The organism is Geomonas ferrireducens, assembly GCF_004917065.1.
GTDB lineage: Bacteria > Desulfobacterota > Desulfuromonadia > Geobacterales > Geobacteraceae > Geomonas > Geomonas ferrireducens.
Genome location: NZ_SSYA01000002.1, coordinates 1,338,380 through 1,359,934, shown reverse-complemented (window position 1 = coordinate 1,359,934; position 21,555 = coordinate 1,338,380). Strand labels below are relative to the sequence as shown.

At 60.4% G+C, this 21,555-nt stretch carries 16 protein-coding genes; 11 read left to right on the top strand and 5 right to left on the bottom strand.

The annotated features are described in order from the left end of the window. Nucleotide 1 precedes the first annotated feature (1 nt). The gene (locus E8L22_RS14860) at nucleotides 2–1,714 is read right to left on the bottom strand and encodes a transporter substrate-binding domain-containing protein (protein WP_246044659.1); all 1,713 of its coding nucleotides are present in this window, start codon (nucleotides 1,712–1,714) and stop codon (nucleotides 2–4) included. A 312-nt stretch (nucleotides 1,715–2,026) separates the two neighbouring features. Here E8L22_RS14860 and lpdA point away from each other — a divergent pair, with 312 nt between their 5' ends. Then, complete coding sequence (lpdA, locus tag E8L22_RS14855; protein WP_136525899.1) at nucleotides 2,027–3,385, top strand: dihydrolipoyl dehydrogenase; 1,359 nt, start codon at nucleotides 2,027–2,029, stop codon at nucleotides 3,383–3,385. 308 nt (nucleotides 3,386–3,693) lie between these two features. Beyond that, complete coding sequence (locus E8L22_RS14850) at nucleotides 3,694–4,110, top strand: MarR family winged helix-turn-helix transcriptional regulator (RefSeq protein ID WP_136525898.1); 417 nt, start codon at nucleotides 3,694–3,696, stop codon at nucleotides 4,108–4,110. A 152-nt stretch (nucleotides 4,111–4,262) separates the two neighbouring features. Here the strand turns inward: E8L22_RS14850 and E8L22_RS14845 are convergent, their stop codons facing one another. Then, the gene (locus tag E8L22_RS14845; protein ID WP_198420165.1) at nucleotides 4,263–4,661 is read right to left on the bottom strand and encodes a hypothetical protein; all 399 of its coding nucleotides are present in this window, start codon (nucleotides 4,659–4,661) and stop codon (nucleotides 4,263–4,265) included. A 232-nt stretch (nucleotides 4,662–4,893) separates the two neighbouring features. On the opposite strand from E8L22_RS14845, the gene E8L22_RS14840 reads away from it, so the two are divergent. The 6 genes from E8L22_RS14840 to E8L22_RS14815 all read left to right on the top strand — a co-directional run bounded on the left by E8L22_RS14840 (nucleotide 4,894) and on the right by E8L22_RS14815 (nucleotide 11,279). After that, on the top strand, nucleotides 4,894–5,607 hold the full coding sequence (locus tag E8L22_RS14840) for a response regulator (protein ID WP_136525896.1): 714 nt from the start codon (nucleotides 4,894–4,896) through the stop codon (nucleotides 5,605–5,607). Continuing rightward, on the top strand, nucleotides 5,604–6,602 hold the full coding sequence (locus tag E8L22_RS14835) for a sensor histidine kinase (protein WP_136525895.1): 999 nt from the start codon (nucleotides 5,604–5,606) through the stop codon (nucleotides 6,600–6,602). Before E8L22_RS14840 ends, E8L22_RS14835 begins: the two co-directional genes overlap by 4 nt. A gap of 346 nt (nucleotides 6,603–6,948) precedes the next feature. Next, a complete protein-coding gene (locus E8L22_RS14830; protein WP_136525894.1) occupies nucleotides 6,949–8,184 on the top strand; it encodes a TolC family protein in 1,236 nt (411 codons plus the stop codon). Between the two features lie 25 nt (nucleotides 8,185–8,209). After that, nucleotides 8,210–9,379 (top strand): efflux RND transporter periplasmic adaptor subunit, encoded by a 1,170-nt coding sequence (locus E8L22_RS14825; protein ID WP_136525893.1) that lies wholly within the window; start codon nucleotides 8,210–8,212, stop codon nucleotides 9,377–9,379. Further along, nucleotides 9,376–10,578, top strand: a complete 1,203-nt coding sequence (locus E8L22_RS14820; RefSeq protein ID WP_136525892.1) for an ABC transporter permease — start codon at nucleotides 9,376–9,378, stop codon at nucleotides 10,576–10,578. Before E8L22_RS14825 ends, E8L22_RS14820 begins: the two co-directional genes overlap by 4 nt. Nucleotides 10,579–10,580: 2 nt before the next feature. After that, complete coding sequence (locus E8L22_RS14815; RefSeq protein WP_136525891.1) at nucleotides 10,581–11,279, top strand: ABC transporter ATP-binding protein; 699 nt, start codon at nucleotides 10,581–10,583, stop codon at nucleotides 11,277–11,279. Nucleotides 11,280–12,096: 817 nt separating this feature from the next. Here the strand turns inward: E8L22_RS14815 and E8L22_RS14805 are convergent. Together E8L22_RS14805 and E8L22_RS14800 are read right to left on the bottom strand one after the other, a co-directional pair. Next, entirely contained in the window at nucleotides 12,097–12,312 is a 216-nt protein-coding gene (locus E8L22_RS14805) for a CsbD family protein (RefSeq protein ID WP_136525889.1), read from the bottom strand. A 139-nt stretch (nucleotides 12,313–12,451) separates the two neighbouring features. Next, nucleotides 12,452–12,784 (bottom strand): hypothetical protein, encoded by a 333-nt coding sequence (locus tag E8L22_RS14800; RefSeq protein WP_136525888.1) that lies wholly within the window; start codon nucleotides 12,782–12,784, stop codon nucleotides 12,452–12,454. A 288-nt stretch (nucleotides 12,785–13,072) separates the two neighbouring features. On the opposite strand from E8L22_RS14800, the gene E8L22_RS14795 reads away from it, so the two are divergent. From E8L22_RS14795 to E8L22_RS14785, 3 genes are all read left to right on the top strand, one after another. Next, the gene (locus tag E8L22_RS14795; RefSeq protein ID WP_162604839.1) at nucleotides 13,073–15,643 is read left to right on the top strand and encodes a hybrid sensor histidine kinase/response regulator; all 2,571 of its coding nucleotides are present in this window, start codon (nucleotides 13,073–13,075) and stop codon (nucleotides 15,641–15,643) included. Nucleotides 15,644–15,812: 169 nt separating this feature from the next. Then, nucleotides 15,813–17,468 carry a hydroxylamine reductase gene (gene hcp / locus E8L22_RS14790; RefSeq protein ID WP_136525886.1) on the top strand — a complete coding sequence of 552 codons (1,656 nt, stop codon included), beginning with the start codon at nucleotides 15,813–15,815 and terminating at the stop codon, nucleotides 17,466–17,468. A gap of 141 nt (nucleotides 17,469–17,609) precedes the next feature. Beyond that, the gene (locus E8L22_RS14785; RefSeq protein WP_136525885.1) at nucleotides 17,610–20,084 is read left to right on the top strand and encodes a putative bifunctional diguanylate cyclase/phosphodiesterase; all 2,475 of its coding nucleotides are present in this window, start codon (nucleotides 17,610–17,612) and stop codon (nucleotides 20,082–20,084) included. Nucleotides 20,085–20,274: 190 nt separating this feature from the next. On the opposite strand, the gene E8L22_RS14780 is transcribed toward E8L22_RS14785, so the two are convergent. After that, nucleotides 20,275–21,534 carry a diaminopimelate decarboxylase gene (locus tag E8L22_RS14780; protein ID WP_136525884.1) on the bottom strand — a complete coding sequence of 420 codons (1,260 nt, stop codon included), beginning with the start codon at nucleotides 21,532–21,534 and terminating at the stop codon, nucleotides 20,275–20,277. Nucleotides 21,535–21,555: the final 21 nt, after the last annotated feature.

The window sequence follows — 21,555 nt, the reverse complement described above, 5'->3', positions numbered from 1 at the left end:
CTCATGCTCCTTGCAGGGCGGGAAGCGCCACCCGCACCGTGGTCCCTTCGCCAGGCCGCGATTCGAAGGTCATGGTCCCCTCGTGCTCCTTGATGATGGATGCCGAAACCGAGAGGCCGAGCCCGGTTCCTCCCGTCTCACGTTTTGTGGTGAAGAACGGGTCGGCGATGCGGGAGAGGTCTTCCTTGGGGATGCCGACTCCCTCGTCCCGGACCAGCAAAAGGACCTCTTTTCTTTCGGGATCATAACCGGTGGTGAGGAAGATCCCCTTTGCCGGATCGGGGAGCGCCTGGCAGGCGTTGAGAATGAGGTTCACCAACACCTGTTCGATGCGCTGGGCGTTGCCCCGGACGGCCGGAAGTCCGTCGGCGAGATTGGTGACGACTTTGCCGGTGGTCTTGCGGATCGAGTTGTCCACGAGCCTTAGCGCCGCCCTGACTACGTCGTTTAGGAGCACGGACTGGTCCATCTCCGAGGTGTCCTTGCGGGCGAAGTCCTTCAAGTCCTCCACGATCCGCTTGATCCGCGTCGCCCCGTCCTGCATCTCCTCGATGAGCAGCGGGATGTCCTCGCGGAACTGTGAATAGCGTAGCCCGCCGATCATGAAATCCCCTTCCTGCCGGAACCTTTCCTCAAGGTGCTCTTCGGCCGAACGGAAGATCTTCTTCAGTACCGGGAGGTTGTAGAGCAAAAGCCCGGTGGGGTTGTTGATCTCGTGCGCTATCCCGGACACGAGGATGCCGAGCGACGCCATCTTGTCCGCCTGGATCAGTTGCTGCTGCTGCAACTGCATCTCGCGGGTGCGGTGTGCGATCTCCTTTTTGAGCGTGCGGTTGATGTAACCGATGGCGCTCAATAGAAGTAAAAGCGGCAGCGCCGTGATGGCGGCGTATGTGACGATTTTGCGCCAGGAGACGGGGCTTGGCTCCAGCGCGCCGAGCCACTTGTCGTGGATCTTTTCGTAGCGTCCTGTGTTTTTCAGGATGGTGAGCCCTTCGCTGAACTGCGAAAGGATCTGGTCGTTACCCCTTTTGACCGCATAGGCATACGGCTGACCGGCGAAGAGCCTCCCCACCGGGACGATATTGGAGAGGCCGAACTCGCGGCTCAGGTATAGCCCGGGAAGGTTTCCGACCAGGGCGTAGTCGTGCTTCCCGGCGGCTAACTGGCGCAGGGCGTCCACGTGGGTGTCGACCGGGAAGATCCTGGCGCCGATGTTCTTTTCCAGGAGGTAGTCGTGCATCATGCCGCCGTTTTGTACGAGGACATCCTTTCCCTTCAAGTCGTTCAGGTCGCGGACCGGCTTTGTGCCGCGGCGGGCGAATACCGATTGGTTGATGATGGAGTGGGGTGGCGAGAACTCGTAATCCTTGGCGCGCACATCCGCCTGGACCATCCCCTGGAGGATGTCCACCTCGCCCGTCTGCAGCGCCCGGCGCATCTCCTCCCAGCGGCCCAGGCGGATCTCCACCGTCATCCCCATCACCTCGGCGATGGCGCGGGTGAGGTCGACGTTGAAGCCTGCCGGGCGGCCGTCCTTGTCGATGAACTCGTAAGGGGGGTAGTTGTGATCGCCGCCGACGACGATGGTTTCGCCCGCCGCAGCCCATCCGGAGCACGGCACGAGCAGTAGCAGGGCCGGCAGAAGAAGGACCGGCAGGAAGCGTCGCATATAAGATAGGAGGTAAGCCATCGTGTACCGGGAACGAATCAAGTAGAGCTGGTTCTCCTGAGTGAGCTGGAGCAAACAGTTTGTCATGAAAAGATAGAGTCGCAGACGAGCGTACTATCAACCGGCGCGTCTGCGCAAGCAGAAACAACGTGATTTCGGTTCCAGACGGACATGATCTTCCGCTTTCGACGTCCATAGTTTCGAAGGGTAGCGCGGAGCCGCTGTGTGATCGTCGCTGTCCGCTTTCCGGTTTTGCTTGACAAAATATAGCAGGCTATATATTTCTATAGCCCGCTATGTATTTGCAGCCGTCCGGATCGGAAGGCTACCAGAACGAACCAAAAGGGAGGATGCGTGCAAGACTTTGATGTTGTCATTATCGGCGGAGGGCCCGGCGGCATAAACGCGGGGATCATGTTGAGCAAGGCCGGAAAAAGTGTTGCGATGATTCAGGAGGAACCGGAATCTTTCGGCGGCACCTGTCTGAACCGCGGCTGCATGCCGACCAAGTCGCTGCTGAAGGCCGCTACCGCCTACCGATATGCCAAAGATGCTGCGAAGTATGGACTGGACCTGCTGGTGGGGCCGGTCGACCTGGTAAAAATTCGCGCCGTCACCGATGGGGATCTTGCCATGTTGCGCGGCGCGGTGCAGGGGATGCTTGACCAGGCCGGAATAACCGGTTTCCGCGGCAAGGGGGCTTTCGAATCGGACCGCGTGATCGCCGTTACCCGCAATGACGGCAGCAGGAAAACGCTTCGTGGTGAAACTATCATCATCGCCACCGGCTCCAGGCCTAAGGAACTCTCCATCGCGCCATTCGACGGGAAGCACATCCTCTCCAGCGACCAAATGCTGGTCAACACGGAACTGCCTGGCAAGCTCCTTATCGTTGGAGGTGGCGCAATCGGGTGCGAGTTCGCCACTCTTTACCACACTTTCGGAAGTGACGTCATTATCGTCGAGGCGATGGAATCGCTGCTGCCAAGGGAGGATGCTGAGGCCGGCAAGGCTCTGCAGACTGCGTTTGAAACTCAAGGGATCAAGGTAAAGACGGGGACGGCCATAGAGCGGATCACCGTCAAGGACGGCAAGGTCAGCGTGGCATTTAAAAACGGCGAGGTCATCGACGACATCGACAAGGTACTGGTAGGCATCGGGCGCAGCGCCAACATCGAGGGGCTGAACTTTGAAGCTGCCGGAGTCCTGACGGAAGGTGGCACCATAAAGGTCAACGAGCTGATGGAAACCGAGGTCCCCGGTATCTACGCCGTCGGCGATGTGGCCGGTGGACTGACCTTGGCCCATGCCGCAGAAAAGGAAGCACAACTGTTGGTTCAGAACCTCTTAAAGGGAGGCCGTCGCGCCCTGAACCAGCAGGCTGTGCCCCGGGTTGCCTTCACTCATCCCGAGGTGGCCGCGGTTGGGGCCTCGCGCGAAGGGAACGGGGTGAAAGCCTACACGTTCCCGCAGGTGCCTAATGGACGCTCGGTGGTGGACAAGGTCGCCCCTGCGTTCGTGAAGTTTTTCGTCAAAGAGGATACCTCGGAGATCGCCGGAGCGGTCATCATCGGAGAGGCTGCGACGGAAATGATCCACGAAATGGCACTGGCGGTAGAAAACGGCCTGACCCTGCAGCAGGTAGGCGCAACGGTCCACGTCCATCCGACCCACTCTAAGAACATCCTGCAGGCCATTCACGGCTGCGTGTGAGACGCTTGACCATACCTTTCAGAAGCGCTCCCGGTATGGACCGGGAGCGCTTTTGTAGTTTGGGGTGACTGTTCGATGCGTAGCGCACCCCTGTTTCGAGGGCAAGAGCTCCGGAGCGATGAGTGTCGGCAGGTACGTGAAAAATCGTCTATGAAAACGTTCGGGGACATGTTAGAAGAGGCGCAGGCCTTGTTTTGCGCAGGATTTCGGCACGCCTTTTTCCCGGTCAGACTTGATGAACTGGGCGGCTGCTCTCACGTCGCTGCTTTCACGACGATTGGGCGACTGGTTGAAGGAGAATGACTGTAGTGGATAAAAATCTCTGTTACAAGATCAACCGGCTGGCAAGGATGCTCATGGCGAAAGTCAACGAGCAGACAAAGCCGCATGGCGTTACGCAGGGACAACTCCCGGTGCTTTGTTGTCTGGACGATGAAGGCGGGCAGACACAGGCCGAGTTGTGCAAAAACATCCAGGTCGAGCAGCCCACCATGGCGAATACGCTGAGCCGCATGGAGCGCGACGGGCTCATCTACCGCGTGGCATGCGATCAGGACCGGCGGCAGTCAAAGATCTTTCTGAGCGAGAAGACACTTCCGACCGTGGAATTGCTGCAAAGAAAAAGTGACGAAGTGGTGGATCTGATGACCCGCGATATGTCGGAGGTGGAAGTCGCGGAATTCAAACGCCTGGTCGATATCGCGATGCGCTCCTTGGACCGTTGAGCCCACTCATCTTCGGTTGGAACGTCCCGCCGTCCCCTGCTTTTGCTGCGGCAAGGAGACGGCGGGAGATATTGCGATTGGTACGCTTCTGTCAGTGAGAGGTTCAGCTTTGAGGGAACGGCCGCCGTGAGGCTATCCTGTAAGTCGCGCCCTTAAGCGCCGGAGCAGGAAGAGCAGTCCGATGTGCAGGTTCCGGGGAAAAGGCGTTCCGCTGCGTAGTCGGTGATGTCGGTCGCGAAATGGACGTAGAAGTCTTCGGCGCCGGCGAGCGGGATCCAGTAGCTGTCGGCTACCTGGCCCAAAAAGTCATAATAGGCGACATCGCGCACCGCCGTCTTGTCGCGCAGGGCGATGTGCAGCTTGCACCCGGCGTGGTGCTTCGCCTCTCCCATGCTGATGCAGCGAATTCCTACCGGATAGCCGCGTTCTTCGGCTGTCCTGTTCACTTCGATTATGGTTCTGTCCTTATAAGCCAGGATTACCGCAGTCGGGAAATTGTCCCAAAACAGATGAAAGTTCCTGCGGATCTCGTCGCTCACTTCGATACTCATCACCCATTCCTCCCTTTCTTTCTCAGGTTTTGTTGCTCTTTAATATTGCCGTGCCGTGACGGACTCTTCCGGGCTGGTGCCGCCGACGCAAAGGGTTTCCCTTTCCCCTCGCTGTCTCAAGATAGGCGGGAAATGTAAGGAAACTTTTTCGAAGATGTAAAATAAATGTAAATAGCTGTACGGAAGCCTTCTCGAGGCTGCTACAACTATTTATATAGAGGGAGGAGGTCGTATGAAGTCATCCGACAAGATGCTTTACCTGGTCGACGACGACGCGAAACTTCGGCTGTTGCTGACCAAGTTTCTCCGCGACAACGGCTTCGAGGTGCGCGAGTTCCCCGATGGCAGCCACGTCGTCGAGGCCATCGTCAGTGCTCCCCCTGCAGCGGTAATTCTCGATGTAATGATGCCGGGTGAAAACGGATTGCAGGTGCTTGATAGGATACGCAGGGAGTCGGCGGTCCCCGTCGTTATGCTTACGGCCAGAGGTGAGGATGAAGACCGGATCTCGGGGCTTGAGGCAGGGGCTGACGACTACCTACCGAAGCCCTTCAACCCGCGGGAGCTCCTCGCCAGGATAAACGCCGTGCTGCGCCGCACCGCTTCCGGAACCGATGCAGTCACATCCGCACCCCCGGCGGAAACGGTCGAGGTGGCAGGTTTTCTCCTCGACCGCAGAAGGCGTACCGTCTGTGCCGGAGGAAAGGAGCAGGAGCTTTCCCTCACCGAGTTCAAGCTGCTGGAAGCGCTCATGACCCGTGCGGGCACGGTCCTCACGCGAGACCAATTGCTCGATTACGCCCGCGGTAAGGACTTCGGACCATTCGACCGCAGCATCGACGTCCACATCAGCAGGCTGCGCGTCAAGACGGAAGCGTTAAGTGGTGGTAAACGTTGCATCAAAACGGTCTGGGGCTCAGGCTACATGTTCGAGGTGGAAAAATGATACGGGGACTCGTCATTCTCCACTGGGTCGTCGCGATACTCATCGCGGAGACGCTGGTGTACGCCCTCTATCTACTGGTTGGCGGCAACGGCGATCATACTCTGTTCAGCGTCGGGCTCGCCCTTATCGGTGTCTCCATGGCGCTGCTCGGCATTCCGATTTCGCTGAAGATAACGAGGCCCCTCGACCGGCTCGAAACAGCCGCACTGAGGATGGCCGGGGGAGATCTTTCGGCCCGGGCGCATCTGGCCGGAAAGCACATCATCGGCAGGCGGCTGGCTGAGGCGTTCAACCTGATGGCCGAGAAGGTGGAACGGATGGTCCGCGGGGGGAAGGAGCTGACCGCCAACATGTCCCATGAGCTGCGCAGCCCGCTCACTCGCATCCGTATCGCCGGTGAATGCCTGAGCGGTGCGTTGGAGCGCGGCGACACCGAGGAGGCGCGGCAGATGCTGGGCGCCATGTGGGATGATATCGAGGAGGCGGACCGGATGATCGGCCGGATACTGGAATACTCGAAGATCGACCTCGTGGAGCACGCAAACACCTCGGATGAAGTGATGCCCGCCGAGCTGATGAAACGCGTTGCCGCAGCTTTGGGCCCCTTGGCCCGTGCCAAAGGGATTGAACTCAGGCTGGATTTGGACGAGAAGCTTCGGACCGCCGGTGACGCCGAAGGGCTCCGTTCCGTCTTCAACAACGTGATGGAAAATGCCTTGCGCTATACCCCGCAAGGCGGCGTCGTGGAGGTTGCGGCGCAAGGGGCAGCGGGGAAACTCGAAATCATCGTCACGAACACCTCGGACCCGCTGGAGCCGGATGATCTCGAAGCCATCTTCACCCCCTTTTACCGCGGTCGCAATGCGACCAGCGAGGGAAGCGGTCTCGGTCTGTCGATAGTGCGCAAGATCATAGAGCTGCACCACGGGGATGTGCTGGCCTGCAACGTGCCGGAAGGTTTCCAGATCCGGATTCGCCTGCCGTTGTCGGGATAGCGGCTCGGGCCGGCAGCGGCTCGGTTCTGGATTCCCCTGGAAACGCGTCCGGACTGAAGTGCGGCCGCGTTTCATTTTTTTTAATCAGCGTTTCGCCCATTTAGGCTTCTTGTGGTAGCAGACGTCCACATTTCTGTTGAATCTTCCCTTACTTGCTGATATCAGAATATTTGCATGTCTCTTGCGCCTCGTAGCTCCCCACCTCCATACCAGGCGATATCTTCGCTGACCAAATACCAGTAGGAAAAGGAAGGCAGCCCGGATGCACCTCGATTTTCCCATAGCGGTAACAAGTGCCTGCCGCACTCCAGGCCGGCGTTTCAAAGTTCTCTCCCTTCAAGTCGTTATGGCGGCGCTTTTCCTTACGGCCCATGCCCATGCCGAAGAACCGCTCTCCCTGGATGAGGCGGTAGCCACCGCACTGAAAAACCACCCGCAAATCCTCGAGGCGAAGGCGAACCTTGCCGGTGCCGATGCACGATCCGGCCAGGCCCTTGTCGGCTATTACCCCCAGGTGAGGATTTCTTCGGACTGGAGCAAGGGACGGTCCTATTTTCCGGTGAAGCAAAGCACCCTGGAGTCGGACGTCACCACCGCCACGCTCTCCGCCAGCCAGACCATCTACGATTTCGGCAGGACGGCCGGGGCGGTAGAGGCCGGCAGATGGAATCGCTCCGCCGCCTCCGATGCGCTTGCCGTGACGCGGCAGGATGTCTTGTTCCGGGTAAGAAACGGTTTTTACCTGCTGCTCGCGGCGGGGAAACAGGTTGACGCGGTGAACGAAACGGTTCTCGCGCGCGAGGCGGTCTTCAGGCAGGCACAGGAATTTTTCAAAGAGGGGCTAAAGGCCAAGGTGGATGTGGCGCGGGCCGAGGCCAACTTCTACGCCGCGAAGACCTCTCTGATTCGGGCACAGAATAACCGCGACCTGGCCAAGGTCGAACTCGCCAACGCCCTTGGCATTGCTTCCTTGGGAGAGCGCAAACTGGCCGCTCCGCAGGTCGCCACGGCTGAGACGCCGGACCTGGCGGCGGCACAAAGGGATGCCCTCGCCAACCGTCCCGAGTTGAAGCGCTTGGGCGCACTGGAAAACTCCGCCCAGGCCTCCCTCAAAACGGCGAAAAGCGGATTTCTTCCCGTTCTCTCCGCGACGGCAAGTTTTGGCTACGCGGATCGGGACCTTCCACCCTCCAGCAACGTGTGGGGCGTTGGCGTAAACCTGACCGTTCCGCTCTTCTCAGGATTCGCTACCGTGGAGCAGGTCAAGGAGGCTGTAGCGCTAAGAAGCGCCGTCGCGGCCCAGCAGGAGGGCGAACGGCTGCAGGTCGCCAAGGAGGTGGAAGCGGCTTGGCTCGGGGTCAAGGAGGCCGGTGCCCGCATGGTATCGACGGGAAAAGAGGTTGCCGCGGCCGATGAGAGCAAAGCATTGGCTGAAGGGAGATATCAGGAAGGCGTCGGGAACATCATCGAGGTGACCGATGCGCAATCGCAGGCACTCGAGGCGAGGACGGCGCAGATCCAGGCCCTTTACGATTATCAGATAGCCCTTGCGCGTCTGGACAGGGCGGTAGGTAAAGACTGAGAAGAATTTCGAGAAGGAGTGGTATATGGCGCTGATGAAAACACTGGCCGCGAGGAAAAAGTACCTCCTCTGGGTCGGCTTCCTGGCCGGAGCGGTGGTGCTGCTGAAACTGACGCTGCTCGCCCCTCGTAAGGTGCATGCCGTGAAACTTGAAAGGCGTGATCTGACGGAGGAGGTCTACGGCAACGGCACGGTCGAGGCCAAGGTCGTCATCCCCGTTTCCAGCAAGATTACCGGCCGGATCGTCGAGGTCTTCGTCGACCAGGGCGACCATGTCCGGCGCGGACAACTGCTGGCGAGGCTTGAGGACGGTGACTTCATGCAGCAGCAGAACCAGTCCGAGGCGGGCGTTAAACGGGCGGCGGCCAACCTGGACGTGGAGCAGGCCACGCTGAAGAAGGCGAAGGCAAACCTGGTCCTCGCGGAAAAGAATGCCCAACGCTACAAGGCGCTGGCCGAAAAGAACCTGGTTTCCAGGCTCGAGGCCGAACAGTACGAGAATGCCTTCCTCGTTGCCAGGGAGGAGGTGGCCCGCAGTACCGCCGCACTCGAATCGGCGCGGATGGAGCAGTCGGTAAACCGGGCGGGTCTCGGATTTGCCAGGAGCAAGGTGGGCGACACCATGATCTACGCTCCGCAAGACGGCGTCATCATCACCAGGGACCTCGAGAAAGGAGCCACGGTGACCCCGGGGATGGCCATCTTCACCATAGCCGATCCCGGGACCGTCTGGGTGAAGGCGAACGTGGACGAAGCGCTGCTGAAGGGTATCGCCGTCGGCAACAGCGCCCTCATTACGCTTCGCTCCAGTGCCGGTCACCCCTGTGAGGGGAAGGTGGCGCGCCTTGGGCGGGAAAGCGACCGCGTGACCGAAGAACTCGAGGTCGACGTGGCATTCTGCGAAGCGCGGCGGAGCTTCCGTCTCGGCGAGCAATCCGAGGTCTACATCGTCACGGGAAACAAGAAGGGCGCTGTATCGCTCCCTTCCGCGACCTTGGTCTCCAGGGAACAGAAGCGGGGCGTCTGGGTGATAGCCAACGGCAGACTCGTCTTCAAACCGGTCAAGGTGGGTATCGAGGACCGCAAGGGATTCTCTGAAATTGTGTCGGGGCTCGACGGGCGCGAACTGGTCGCCTTGGCGCCTCCCCCGGAGATGGCGCAGTTCGCCAACGGTCAGAAGGTGACGCCGCAATGAACCTGGCGATCCGGGACATACGCTTTCACCGGGGGCGTTTCATCCTGACCTCGATCGGTCTCGGGCTGCTGCTCGGGGTCGTGATGAGCATGGGAGGGATTTACCGCGGTCTCTTCGCCGATGCCCTCGCCGTGCTCCATTTCACCAAGGCCGACCTGTGGGTGGTGCAGAAGGACACCAACGGTCCCTTCGCCGAGAGCTCCCGCATCCCCGAGGACATAAAGTACCGCATCAAATCCGTCCCCGGCGTGGCGGAGGCCTCGCCGCTTTCCTTTCAGACCATCCAGATCGAACGGGCCGGGAATCCTTTCCGCTTTTTCCTGATCGGCTACGATCTGGGCGGCATCGGCGGCCCCCCCGCGATCCTTGCCGGGCGCAACATCCGTCAGAAGCATTACGAGATGGTCGTCGCCAAGGCGATGAAGATGGCGCTCGGCGAGAAGATCCGCCTCGGCCTCCATGAATACACCGTGGTGGGCATCACCGGCAAAGTTGTCTCCTCAAGCGGCGATCCGGCTGCGTACGTGAGCCTCGCCGATGCCCAGGAGATCCAGTTCAAAAAGGACAACGACGCCATAAGAAACAACAGAGAACGTGTGGCGGCCGATCTGGACAGGTTGCAGAACCTGACTCAGGCCCAGGCGCAATTCGTCCAGAAGAACGTAAGCGAGCTCACCGAATCCACCCATACCGTGAACACCGTGGTCGCCCGGCTCGCTCCAGGGGCTAGCCTGCACGAGGTGCAACAGCGGATAGAGCGTTGGAATCACTTCCGTGCCATCTCCGAGGAGGGACAGACCAAGATCCTCACCAAGGGGATGATCGAGAAGGCCCGGATGCAGCTGGGGCTTTTCCGCGTCATCCTGCTGGTGATCTCGGCGGTAATCATCTCGCTCATCATCTACACGTCGACCCTCGACAAGATCAGGGTCATCGCAACCTTGAAACTTATCGGATCGCAAAACCGGATCATCGTCGGGATGATCCTGCAGCAGTCGCTTCTCATGGGCGTGATCGCCTACGCGGTCGGCTACGGTCTGATCTCCCTTACTTACGAAAAATTCCCGCGACGCATCGTCCTTGAGGCGTTCGACCTGCAGGTGTTGTTTGCCATCGTCGTGGTTATCTGCACGGTTTCCAGTTTCGTCGGCATCCGCAAGGCGCTCAAGGTCGAGCCTGCGGAAGCGCTTGGTGGGTGAGCATGTACGCAATCGAAGTCGACAACGTTACGAAGATCTACGGCAAGGGCGATACCGCGGTTACCGCGATATCCCAGGCCTCCTTCCAGGTCCGTCCCGGGGAGCTTGTGGCGATTCTCGGGCCTTCAGGTTCGGGAAAGACCACCCTTTTGACCGCCATCGGCCTCATCAACGAGCCGACGCACGGCAGGATCATCGTCGACGGGGTGACCGTTGCCGATGGCGGCTGGGTGCCGGGGCTGGACTTGAAGCGCATTCGCCGGGAAAAGCTCGGGTTCATTTTCCAGGCGCACAACCTGATCCCATTCCTGACCGCGCTGGAAAACGTCATGGTAGCGCTCGAGATCAACAAGTTTCCGAGCGGCGAAGCGAAGGGTAGGGCGGAGCAGCTTTTGAAGTCCCTGAACCTCGGGCACCGTCTCGGCAGTTACCCGATGGCGCTTTCAGGCGGCGAGGCCCAGCGTGTTGCCATCGCAAGAGCCCTGGCGAACAAGCCGAGGGTCATTCTCGCGGACGAACCTACCGCCGCTCTCGATACCGAGAACGGGAAGAACGTCATGGCGCTGCTCAAGTCCCTGGCGGTTGAGAATCATTCCGCGATTCTCGTGGTGACCCATGATCATCGCATGGTGGAGGGGTTCGACCGGATCTTCGAGGTGCGCGACGGCTCCATCATCAGGGAGACGCGCGGGGCGGGGTAGCTTGATAGGACTACAGTGCGGGACTCAGGTGCCCGCACGGCAAGGGGGCTCTTTAATGATGTAGGAGAAACTGTGGCATGCCACAGCATGCTTGCAACACTTTTGTGGCATGCCACACCCCGCTACAGTAACTCACGGTCCGGATGCAGGGGGATATTGACCAGTCATGTGGGAACGCCGCGCCGTCGCGTAGTACCAGGCCCAGCGGCGGGTGCAAGTTCTTTCAGTGTGCCGGTTCCGCATAGCGAACCGGGAGCCTCAACGGGCGGCGACAACGCTTCTGTAGTCTGCTGCAATGGCTACCGCCTCATCTCGGACGTAACGCTTGCATTCGGCTCCGGGGTCTGATATAGCTCCGATTCCCGAAATCCTGCAGCTACAAGCGGCAAAGGGGCTACCCGCGTTGGGTACCCCCTTTTTACTGTCCGCTCCATGGAAGTGAAGAATGTCGAAAAACGGCAAGTTGAAGAAAGCGAAGAAGGTAGAGAAACGCAGGCTCCAGATGGAAGAAGCGATGGAGTGCATCCCCCTCAAAGAGGCCGCCCAGAGCGAGCCGGTCCATGTCGTCCCCGTTACCTCCGTAGCGCCCGTAGCGCCCTTAGCGCCCTTAGCGCCAGCGGGGAGGCAGCCGAAACAGTGCGTTTTCCAACCCTGCCTGCGTTACGTCGACGCCTCCTGTACGGTCTGCCCCTACTGCGGAACCCCGCTCCCCGGCCTCTAACGCCGCAACGTGATGTCTACCAACCCGTAATGACTTAACAAAAAAGGGGGCGCCGCCCGGCGTCCCCTTTTCTTCGTCCGACTTGAACAAGAAGCCTTAGATCCTGCCTTTACGGCTTCTTTCCACGTCCAGATCATCCTCTATGTTCTTTTCTGCCTTGCCGATGTTTTTCTGCACTTTACCGGCTACTTTTTCGCCCTTGCCTTCGGCTTCCAGAGAAACGTTCCGGAAGGTGCTGCCGATACTTTCCTTTACTTTACCCTTTGCTTCGTGCAAGGCACCCTTTGTTGTGTCTTTTGTACTGGATCTCATGATCCACCTCCGGGCTTACGCCGTTCATGGTGCTTGTTTGCGTCGCTATTCGCTTTTGCTACAAGGAAATTTTATCACGGAACAACCATGAAGATACAGACCTATATGTGGATGTTACTGCACCCATTTTAGCTGAAGCTCACTCCTCTTTTTCAAAAACAGGCGGGACGTTAAAGATATTCTTCCAGGGACGGGGCTGAACCTTGCGTAGGTCCATCTTGTAGTTGGAAGGGGCGGGGTCGCCTGAGCAGTCGTACGTCCCGCCGTCGCTGTTGGGCGTGCAGCAGACCCAGAGGCAGGCCCCGGCTGCGTTTCGGTACCCTAACAGCAGTTGGTTCCGGCTGCAGCGCAGCCCGAGTGGCGGGGCGATGCCGGGACCGCACTGGTTGAGCCCGGTCAGTGCATATCCGTTCGCGGCGAATGCCGAGAGTACGATGACGGTTAGAAGCGCGCTCCGTGCGGTGCGGTGCATGCGATACCTCCCTTGGCAGCTGTGCCGTAGCGGGTCACGGCAAGTATAGGCACAGGCCCGGCTTAGGCAACCCTGCCCCCCCGCGTAGGGCATTACGCAGTGGGCTGAGTTCCAATTCGACACTGAGCATTCGAAAGATCCCGAAAAGTAATTTTGACTTTGAACTCATGGTCACTTATTATTTTTATCCGTTAATTCTGGATATGATGTGTATCTGTGCCCTCTGATAGTGGGATTCTTGTAATGCATTGGTTGAAATCACTACCGATTCATCTTCTGATTGTGTGCATGTTGATGATCATGGCGCTCCCCTCGGTCGCCCTGATCATCCATGCCGGGCTGCAGGGGCGCGCCGACGACCTGCGCCTCTCCACCCGTGCGACCACCTATCTCCTTGACAACATAGCCTCCGAGCTCAACAGCAAGGTCGAGGCGGCGGAGCAGATGATGGAGCTCCTGTCCCTCATGCCGCAGGTGCGCGCAAAAGATGCTGCCGCGGTTGACCAACTGCTTGCCGGGCTGCAGAAAAAATTCCCGATGTACGCGAACATAATGATCGTGGATCGCCAGGGGGTGACCTGGGCGACAGCGCTGCCGAGCGGTAGACCGGTCTCCCTCGCGGACAGGAAGGCCTTCAAGGACGCCAGGGACAGCGGCCGCTTCTCTCCCGGGGAGTACACCGTGGGGAGGGCCAGCAAAAAACCTATCATCAACTTCGCCTACCCGCTCAAGGGTGCGACCGGCGCCTTTGATGGGGCGATCCTCTTCGGCATCGACCTCACCATCATCGGAAACCTGCTGGAGGCGGCCAAAATGCCAGCAGGCACCTCGTTCGGCATCTTCGACCACAAAGGTACCTTTCTCTACCGCACCATCGATCCCGAGAAGTTCGTCGGCAAGCCGGACCGGACCAACCACTTCGAGAAGATGAAGAACGGGCCGGAGACGGGGATCATCGACATCGTCTCAAACGACGGCATCCATCGTCTGTCCGCCTACCGCAAAATCCGGCTCAGACCGGAGCTACCCCCCTACGCCTACATCAGGGGGGGGACGCCGGTCGACATCATGCTCGAGGGGGCGAACCGGGAGCTCATCCTCAACCTGGGGGTCATGTTCCTGATACTCGTCTCCGTGTTCGTGCTCAACATCTGGCTCAGCAAACGGCTCATCGTGAACCGGATCAGCGCATTGGAGCACGCCTCGCGCGCCCTGGCCGGCGGGGACCTGGAGGTCAGGGTCGGTCAGGAGGCAGGGGGGGGGGAACTCGGGAGGCTTGGGCTTTGCTTCGACGAGATGGCCGAGGCGCTTTGCTTCGAGCTGCAGGAAAGGATGAAGAAGGAAGATGTGCTGCGGGAGAAGTCCGACCTGCTCGATCTTGCCCACGACGCCATCGTTCTGCTCGATATGGAAGGAACCATCCTGTACTGGAACCAGAGAGCGGCGGCCATCTACGGATACGCGCCGGAAGAGGCGATCGGGAAGGTGATCCACCCGCTTTTGGCGACCCGCTTCCCGAAAGCGCAGGAGGAGATCTACGAGGAACTGCGCCGCAACGGGCGCTGGGAGGGAAGGCTCACCCACACTACGGCTGCGGGCGCCGGTATCATCGTCAATAGCAGATGGGTCCTGCAGGTCGACAGGGAAAACCGCCCGTGGCGCATCATGGAGATCAACAGCGACATCACGGAGCGGGAGAGGTCGCAGCAGGAACTCCTGAAGATGCAAAAGCTGGAATCGCTGGGGGTGCTGGCTGGCGGTATCGCCCACGACTTCAACAACATCCTGACCGGCATCATGGGGAACATCACCCTCGCCCAGATGACCCTCGAGGAGCCGGAGCGCGGGAAAAAGCTCCTCCAGCAGGCCGAGAAGGCTTGCCAGCGCGCCTCGGAACTGTCCACCCAGCTACTCACCTTCGCCAAGGGTGGGAAACCGATCAAAAAGTGTGTTGCCGCAAGGCACCTGATCGAGGAGGCGGTGTCGCTCGCGCTGCGTGGAACGAGCGTGCTGAGCGTCCTGGATATTCCGGGCAACCTGCACCTGATAGAGGTCGACGAGGGGCAGATGCACCAGGTCTTCAACAACATCGCGATCAACGCGGTGCAGGCGATGCCGCGGGGGGGGACCTTTACCGTGAGCGCCATGAACATCTCCCTGGCCGACGAAAACCGTTTCGCCCTTCCATCAGGGGCTTACGTCAAGCTTCTGTTCACCGACACCGGGTGCGGCATCTCGGCTGAGGACCAGAAGAGGATCTTCGATCCCTATTTCACCACGAAGTCGGGAGGAAAGGGGTTGGGGCTCTCCTCGGCCCACTCGGTAATTACGAGGCATGGTGGTTACATCACGGTGCACTCGCAGCCGGACCAGGGGACCACCCTGGAGATACTGCTGCCGGCCGCCAGGATGGAGGCCGCGGCAAAGACGGAAGCGACACAGGCGCAGAAGGCCACGCTGCAGCACGCGGCACGCAAGGTCCTGGTGATGGATGACGAGCAGATGATCCGCGATCTCATGGCCGAGATCCTTGCTGCATTGGGATGCACGGTCAGTACCTGCTGCAACGGCAGCGAGGCTGTGGAACTGTACGCCGCCGCCATTGAGGACGCAGCACCCTTTGATGCGGTGATCATGGATCTGACCATACCTGGTGGAATGGGGGGGAAGGAGGCGGCCGGGCACATCCTGGAGATCGACAAGAATGCCTGCCTCATCGTCTCAAGCGGCTACTCCAACGACCCGATCATGTCCGATTACACCGCTTTCGGCTTTAAGGCGACCATGGCGAAACCCTACCGCGCCTCGGAAGTCTCCGCGGTGTTGGCCGACCTTCTCACACCGTCTATGCCTCACTGATTCACGCCACACCAAGCTCCTGCCCCGCGCATGCCGCACCAATTGCCACGTCGCACTCCTCTCTTTCTTTTCGCCTGATCTTCGCTCCCTCCCTTTTTGTAGTTGAAAAAAGAAACGCTTCTGGAAAACTCTGTGATTGGAAAATTCCAATCACTCAAGGGAGGCGTAAATGGCTAGCGCGATGTTTTGTCGGCAATGTGAGCAGGCGGCCCGCGGGGTGGGGTGCGACGTGATGGGGAACTGCGGCAAGGACCCGCAGGTTTCGGCCTTGTTGGACCTGATGATCCACGGGCTGCAGGGGGTGGCGCTCTACGCGAGCCGGGCGAGGGAGCTGGGGGCGAAAGACCAGGAGGTCGATCGTTTCATGCTGGACGGACTCTTCACCAGGGTCACCAACGTGAACTTCGACCCCGAAGACATCGCCCGGCGCCTGCAGAAGTGTTACCAGATGAAGGAGAAGGCGAAGTCCCTCTACGAACAGACCTACCGGCAGCAAAAGGGGGGAGAGGCGCCGCAATTGACCGAAGAGGCTGCACTTTGGCAGCCCGCCGCGGGGACTCAGGCGCTCATCGATCAGGGGAAGCACCACGGCGTCCTCACCTGGCATCAGGACCCGAATCTCCTCTCAACCATCGAGATTCTCATCTACGGGCTCTTGGGGATGGGGGCCTTCGCGTGGCACGCCGTCGAGATGGGGAAGGAGGACGACGGCATCTACGAATTCATCCACCGCTCCCTCGCCGCGACGACGAACGAAGCGGCGACGCTCGAGGAGTTCGTCAACCTCTCCCTTGAGTGCGGCAAGTGGAACCTGCGCACCATGGAGCTGCTTTACGACGGCCATGCCGAGAACTTTCAGGCTCCCGAGCCGATGAAGGTGAACCTCGGGACGCGCGGCGGGAAGGGCATCGTCGTCTCCGGGCACGACCTGCCGATGCTGGAGGAGATCCTGAAGCAGAGCGAGGGGAAGGGGATCTACGTCTACACCCACGGCGAGATGCTTCCCGCCAACGGTTATCCCGGCCTCAGGAAGTATCCCCATTTCGCCGGGCACTTCGGCACCGCCTGGCAGAACCAGGTCCGTGAACTCCCAGACTTCAAGGGGGCCATCGTCTTCAACACCAACTGCATCCAGAAACCGGACCCCTCCTACACCGACCGTCTCTTCACCTGGGGCGAGGTGGCCTGGCCCGGCATCCCGCACCTTGAAGGGCACGATTTCACCCCGGTGATCGACAAGGCCCTCTCGCTCCCCGATCTCCCGGAAAACCCGGGGCAGGAGATCCTGGTGGGGTTCGGGCACGAGGCGGTGTTCAAGGTCGCGGGTGCCGTGGTGGACGCGGTGAAAAACGGCCTGGTGAAGCGCTTCTTCCTGATCGGCGGCTGCGACGGGGCAAAGGCGGGGAGAAACTACTACACGGAGCTGGCCGAGAAGGTACCCAAGGACTGCGTGATCCTTACCCTCGCCTGCGGCAAGAACCGCTTCAATCGGCTCGAGTTCGGTGATATCGGCGGCATCCCCCGCCTGCTGGACGTCGGGCAGTGCAACGACGCCTACTCTGCGATCCGCATCGCCGTCGCGCTGGCGGACGCCTTTCAGTGCGAGGTGAATGACCTTCCGCTCTCCATGATCCTCTCCTGGTACGAGCAGAAGGCCCACGTGATCCTGCTCACCCTGCTACATCTCGGCATAAAGGGGATCCGACTCGGCCCCACGCTGCCGGCCTACGTTTCGCCGGCAGTGCTCGACGTCCTGGTGCAAAATTACGACCTTGGCCCGATCACGACGCCGGATGAGGATTTGAGGCATGCACTGGCGCAATGATGAGGCGAAAATAAAGACGGAGAAAGGCGTCCGGCATCCCCGGGCGCCTTTTTAGTGCGGCAGGTCGATTATCATTAACATTTTATCCTCACCGACCGATACGATAGGGGTGTCTGATCCTGTTCCGCGAGAGACTTCCCTATGCAACTCTGGCTGAAACTGCTGCTTAGCTACTTGGCCATCATCTGCGCCACCCTCATCCTCGCCGTTGGAGGCATAAGCGGCGCCCAGCATGTCAAAGACAGCTTCAATAAGGTGAACCGAGAGGTGATCCCGCATCTGCTCGCCTTGAAGGATCTGCGTTACGCCGGGCTGCGCATTGTCTCCTCCTCGATGGAGTACGCCTTTCTTACCACGGTGACGGAGGAGAAGCACGGGGAGCGCCACGGTGACGCACGTCAGGAGGAGGTCCGGCTGATCGAAGAGGGGCGCGAGCACTTCCTGGTGAGCCTCGCCGCCTGCAGGAGCATCCTAGTGCAGGGTAGCGAGCCGCACCCAATAGAGCGGACCGGAAAGGCCCTGCTCGCGGCGTCCCGGGACTACCTCGCCGTCGTCGATGCGCGTCCTTCGGCGCGGCGCTTGCTCGAAGCGAAGGAGCGTTTCGAAAACGCGGAACAGGAGTTCCTGAAGGAGGTGAACTCCGCGCACGACCAAGAGATGGCGAGCCTCGGCCGCCACGTGGCCGGCACCTTCGAGAGCCTCACGAGCGCGCTCAAGTTGTTGGCGGTCCTGTCGGCTGTCGCCATCATCGGCGCCCTTGCATCGGGACTCGCCATCTCCCTCTCCATCTCCCGAAGGATGCGCCTTCTCAAGGAGGCTGCGCTCCAGGTCGCCGCGGGGCGACGCGACATCGTGCTCCCGGTGACGGCGCACGACGAGATCACCTCGGTCTCCATGTGCTTCAATGCGATGGTGGAGAGGCTCAGGGTGTACGACTCGGAGCTTGATGCCGCCAACAGCTACCTCGACAGCGTCATCGCCACCATGCCGGAGGCCCTGACCGTCGTTTCCGCAGATGGCGTGATCCTCGACGTAAACCGCGCAACGGAGCTGATGTTCGGTTACCCGCGGGAGGTACTGGTCGGACGTCCGTTTGCGGACCTGTTCCTGGAGCGGCACAGGGGCGAAGCCCTGGTCGCCACGGTGACGGCGAGTGCGGGGCTGGTCGAGGAGGAGGCGATGCTTTCTTCAAGCGACGGCCGGGACCTGCACGTGAGCCTCAGCGCGACCATGCTCGACCACAACGGGGCGAAGGAGCGCTTCCTCTGCCTGAGCCACGACGTCACGAAGCGCAAGCAGGCGGAGCAGGAGGTGCACAACCTAGCCTATTTCGATCAGTTGACCGGACTCGCCAACCGGACCCTGTTCTACGACCGCAGCGCGCAGGCCCTTGCGCGCTGTCGGCGCTACGGTGAATTCTTCGCCATCCTCTTCTTCGACCTGGATCACTTCAAGGACGTGAACGACACTATGGGACACCACGCGGGGGACGTTCTGCTCCAGCTCGTGGTGCAACGCATAAGCGGCATTGTGCGCGCAAGCGACACCTTCGCGAGGCTTGGTGGCGACGAGTTCGCCATCCTCTGTTCCTCGGTAGCAGGACCCGAAGGGGCGGCAACCCTCGCGGAGAAACTCCTCGCGCTCGTGAAGGACCCCTTCGAGGTCGACGGCCGTCAGATCTACACCGGGGCGAGTATCGGCATAGTGCTCTTCCCGGAGGACGGCTCCGACATCGCCACGCTCCTTAAAAACGCCGACCTCGCCATGTATGCGGCCAAGGGGGCAGGGGGAAACCAGTACCAGTTCTTCTCCGAGACGCTGAACCTGAAGGCGCAGGAGCGGGCCACCATCGAGCGGGCGTTGCGCGAGGCGCTCGAGAAGGAACAGATCTCCGTGCATTACCAGCCGCAGATTCAATTGCAAACGGGGAGGGTGGTCGCCATGGAGGCACTCGCCCGCTGGTACGATGAGAACCTGGGCGCCGTGGCCCCGGCTCGATTCATCCCGGTGGCGGAGCAGACCGGTCTCATCAGGGAGCTGGGGGCGTGGGTGCTGAAGAGCGCATGCGCGCAATGCAAGCAATGGCACCTGAACGGGCACCCCATCGCCATCAGCGTCAACGTCTCGATAAAGCAGGTCATGCAGGAGGATTTTTCGGAGATGGTGGTGGATACCCTGCTCGAGACCGGGCTGGAGCCCAAGTTCCTCGACCTGGAGCTGACCGAGAGCATGCTGATGGACAACGCCGCGGAATCGGTGGCGCTTCTGCGCATGTTCAAGTCGCTGGGGGTGAAGATATCCATCGACGACTTCGGGACGGGGTATTCCTCCTTGAGCTACCTGAAGAACTTCTCCGTGGATCGCATCAAGATCGACCAGTCCTTCGTCCGCGACATCACCATCCGCGACGACGCCGCCGGCATCGTGAAGGCCATCGTCGCCATAGGTCACAGCATGGGGGTCACCGTGATCGCTGAAGGGGTCGAGTCGAAGGAGGAGGAAGCGAAGCTCCGCGCGTGCCGCTGCGACGAGGTGCAGGGGTACCTGTACGCAAGACCGATGCCCGCGGCGGAGGCCGAGGCGTTCCTGCGGGCGGCGGATCGGTCAATCTCTTAATACGGCTCCCTCGCTTGATGGAAGGGGCTTTGGGGGGAGCTGCAAGGGGGAGTGGGATCCTCCAGGCTCGCAAATGCCCCGGCGCAAGAGACGGATGTTATTTACGAGCAGCAATGAAAAAGGCACCCACGATGGCGGGTGCCTTTGTTGTTTCCGGAGATGGACCCCTTCTGTCAGCGCATCAGGAAGCCTACGGCTTCAGCACGCTCGGCTCGAAGTTATAGGTGGCGAAGTAGTCCTCCAGGGTCTCGGCGCGGCGGATCAGCTCGACGCTGCCGTCGGCGCGCAGCATGAGCTCCTTCGGGCGGAGACGACCGTTGTACTGGAAGCCCATGGCGTGACCGTGGGCGCCGGAGTCGTGGATCACCACCAGGTCGCCGTCCTCGATCGGGGGAAGCTCGCGCTGGATGGCGAACTTGTCGTTGTTCTCGCACAGCGAGCCGACCACGTCGTAGACCTCGCTGCGCTCAACGCCGTCTTTGCCGAGGACGTCGATGTGGTGGTAGGAGCCGTAGAGCGCCGGGCGCATGAGCGAGGACATGCAGGCGTCGAGGCCGATGTACTTTCTGTAGGTGTCCTTGCTGTTGATGGCGGTGGAGACCAGGACGCCGTGCGGGCCGGTCATGAAACGGCCGCTCTCCATGAACATCGCGGGTGCGTGGCCGTGGCGCTCGCGGAATGCGTTGAAGAGCGCGGTGATCTCGCCGGACATGGTGTTCAGGTCGAGCGCCTTCTGGTCCGGGCGGTAGGGGATGCCGAAGCCGCCGCCGATGTTCACGAACTCGAAGGTGATGCCGAGGGCCGCCTCGACCTCTTCTGCCACCTCGAGCACCATACGCGCCGTCTCGACGATATAGGTGTAGTCGAGTTCGTTGGAGGCGACCATGGTGTGCAGGCCGAAACGGGTGGCGCCGCGCTCTTTGGCCTTACGGTACGCCTCGACCACCTGCTCGTGGGAGACGCCGTATTTCGCCTCCTCGGGGTTGCCGATGATGACGTTGCCGGTGCGGCGCGGGCCCGGGTTGTAGCGGAAGCAGATGAGCTCGGGGAAGACCGGCACCTTGTCCACGAGGGAGATGTCGTCGAGGTTCAGGATGCAGCCGCCGTCCTTGGCCGCGAAGTCGAACTCCTCACGGCTCGTGTTGTTGGAGGTGAACATGATGTCCTCGGGCTTTGCGCCCAGTTCACGAGCGAGGATCACTTCCGGGATCGAACTGCAGTCGAAGCCGAAGCCCATTTCTTTCATGAGCTTCAGGATCTCGCGGTTCGGGAGCGCCTTGACCGCGAAGAACTCGCGGAAACCGGGGATGCTGGAGAAGGCCTTGACGAGGCCTGCGCCGGTTTCCCTGATACCTTTTTCATCGTAGATGTGGAACGGGGTGTTGAAGTGCTTGTCGATCTCGGGGAGCCTGGGAAACAGGCGGTCTTTGAAAGAAGCGGACATCGGCATGATCGGGATTCTCCTTCGCAG

What these genes read in the sequence shown, in the direction of transcription:
- E8L22_RS14825 (WP_136525893.1), top strand. Translation starts at nt 8,210, where the DNA reads ATGGCGCTGATGAAAACACTGGCCGCGAGGAAAAAGTACCTCCTCTGG.
- E8L22_RS14795 (WP_162604839.1), top strand. Translation starts at nt 13,073, where the DNA reads ATGTTGATGATCATGGCGCTCCCCTCGGTCGCCCTGATCATCCATGCC.
- E8L22_RS14835 (WP_136525895.1), top strand. Translation starts at nt 5,604, where the DNA reads ATGATACGGGGACTCGTCATTCTCCACTGGGTCGTCGCGATACTCATC.
- E8L22_RS14845 (WP_198420165.1), bottom strand. Translation starts at nt 4,661, where the DNA reads ATGAGTATCGAAGTGAGCGACGAGATCCGCAGGAACTTTCATCTGTTT.
- E8L22_RS14785 (WP_136525885.1), top strand. Translation starts at nt 17,610, where the DNA reads ATGCAACTCTGGCTGAAACTGCTGCTTAGCTACTTGGCCATCATCTGC.
- E8L22_RS14830 (WP_136525894.1), top strand. Translation starts at nt 6,949, where the DNA reads ATGGCGGCGCTTTTCCTTACGGCCCATGCCCATGCCGAAGAACCGCTC.
- hcp (WP_136525886.1), top strand. Translation starts at nt 15,813, where the DNA reads ATGGCTAGCGCGATGTTTTGTCGGCAATGTGAGCAGGCGGCCCGCGGG.
- E8L22_RS14840 (WP_136525896.1), top strand. Translation starts at nt 4,894, where the DNA reads ATGAAGTCATCCGACAAGATGCTTTACCTGGTCGACGACGACGCGAAA.
- E8L22_RS14780 (WP_136525884.1), bottom strand. Translation starts at nt 21,534, where the DNA reads ATGCCGATGTCCGCTTCTTTCAAAGACCGCCTGTTTCCCAGGCTCCCC.
- E8L22_RS14820 (WP_136525892.1), top strand. Translation starts at nt 9,376, where the DNA reads ATGAACCTGGCGATCCGGGACATACGCTTTCACCGGGGGCGTTTCATC.
- E8L22_RS14800 (WP_136525888.1), bottom strand. Translation starts at nt 12,784, where the DNA reads ATGCACCGCACCGCACGGAGCGCGCTTCTAACCGTCATCGTACTCTCG.
- E8L22_RS14805 (WP_136525889.1), bottom strand. Translation starts at nt 12,312, where the DNA reads ATGAGATCCAGTACAAAAGACACAACAAAGGGTGCCTTGCACGAAGCA.
- E8L22_RS14815 (WP_136525891.1), top strand. Translation starts at nt 10,581, where the DNA reads ATGTACGCAATCGAAGTCGACAACGTTACGAAGATCTACGGCAAGGGC.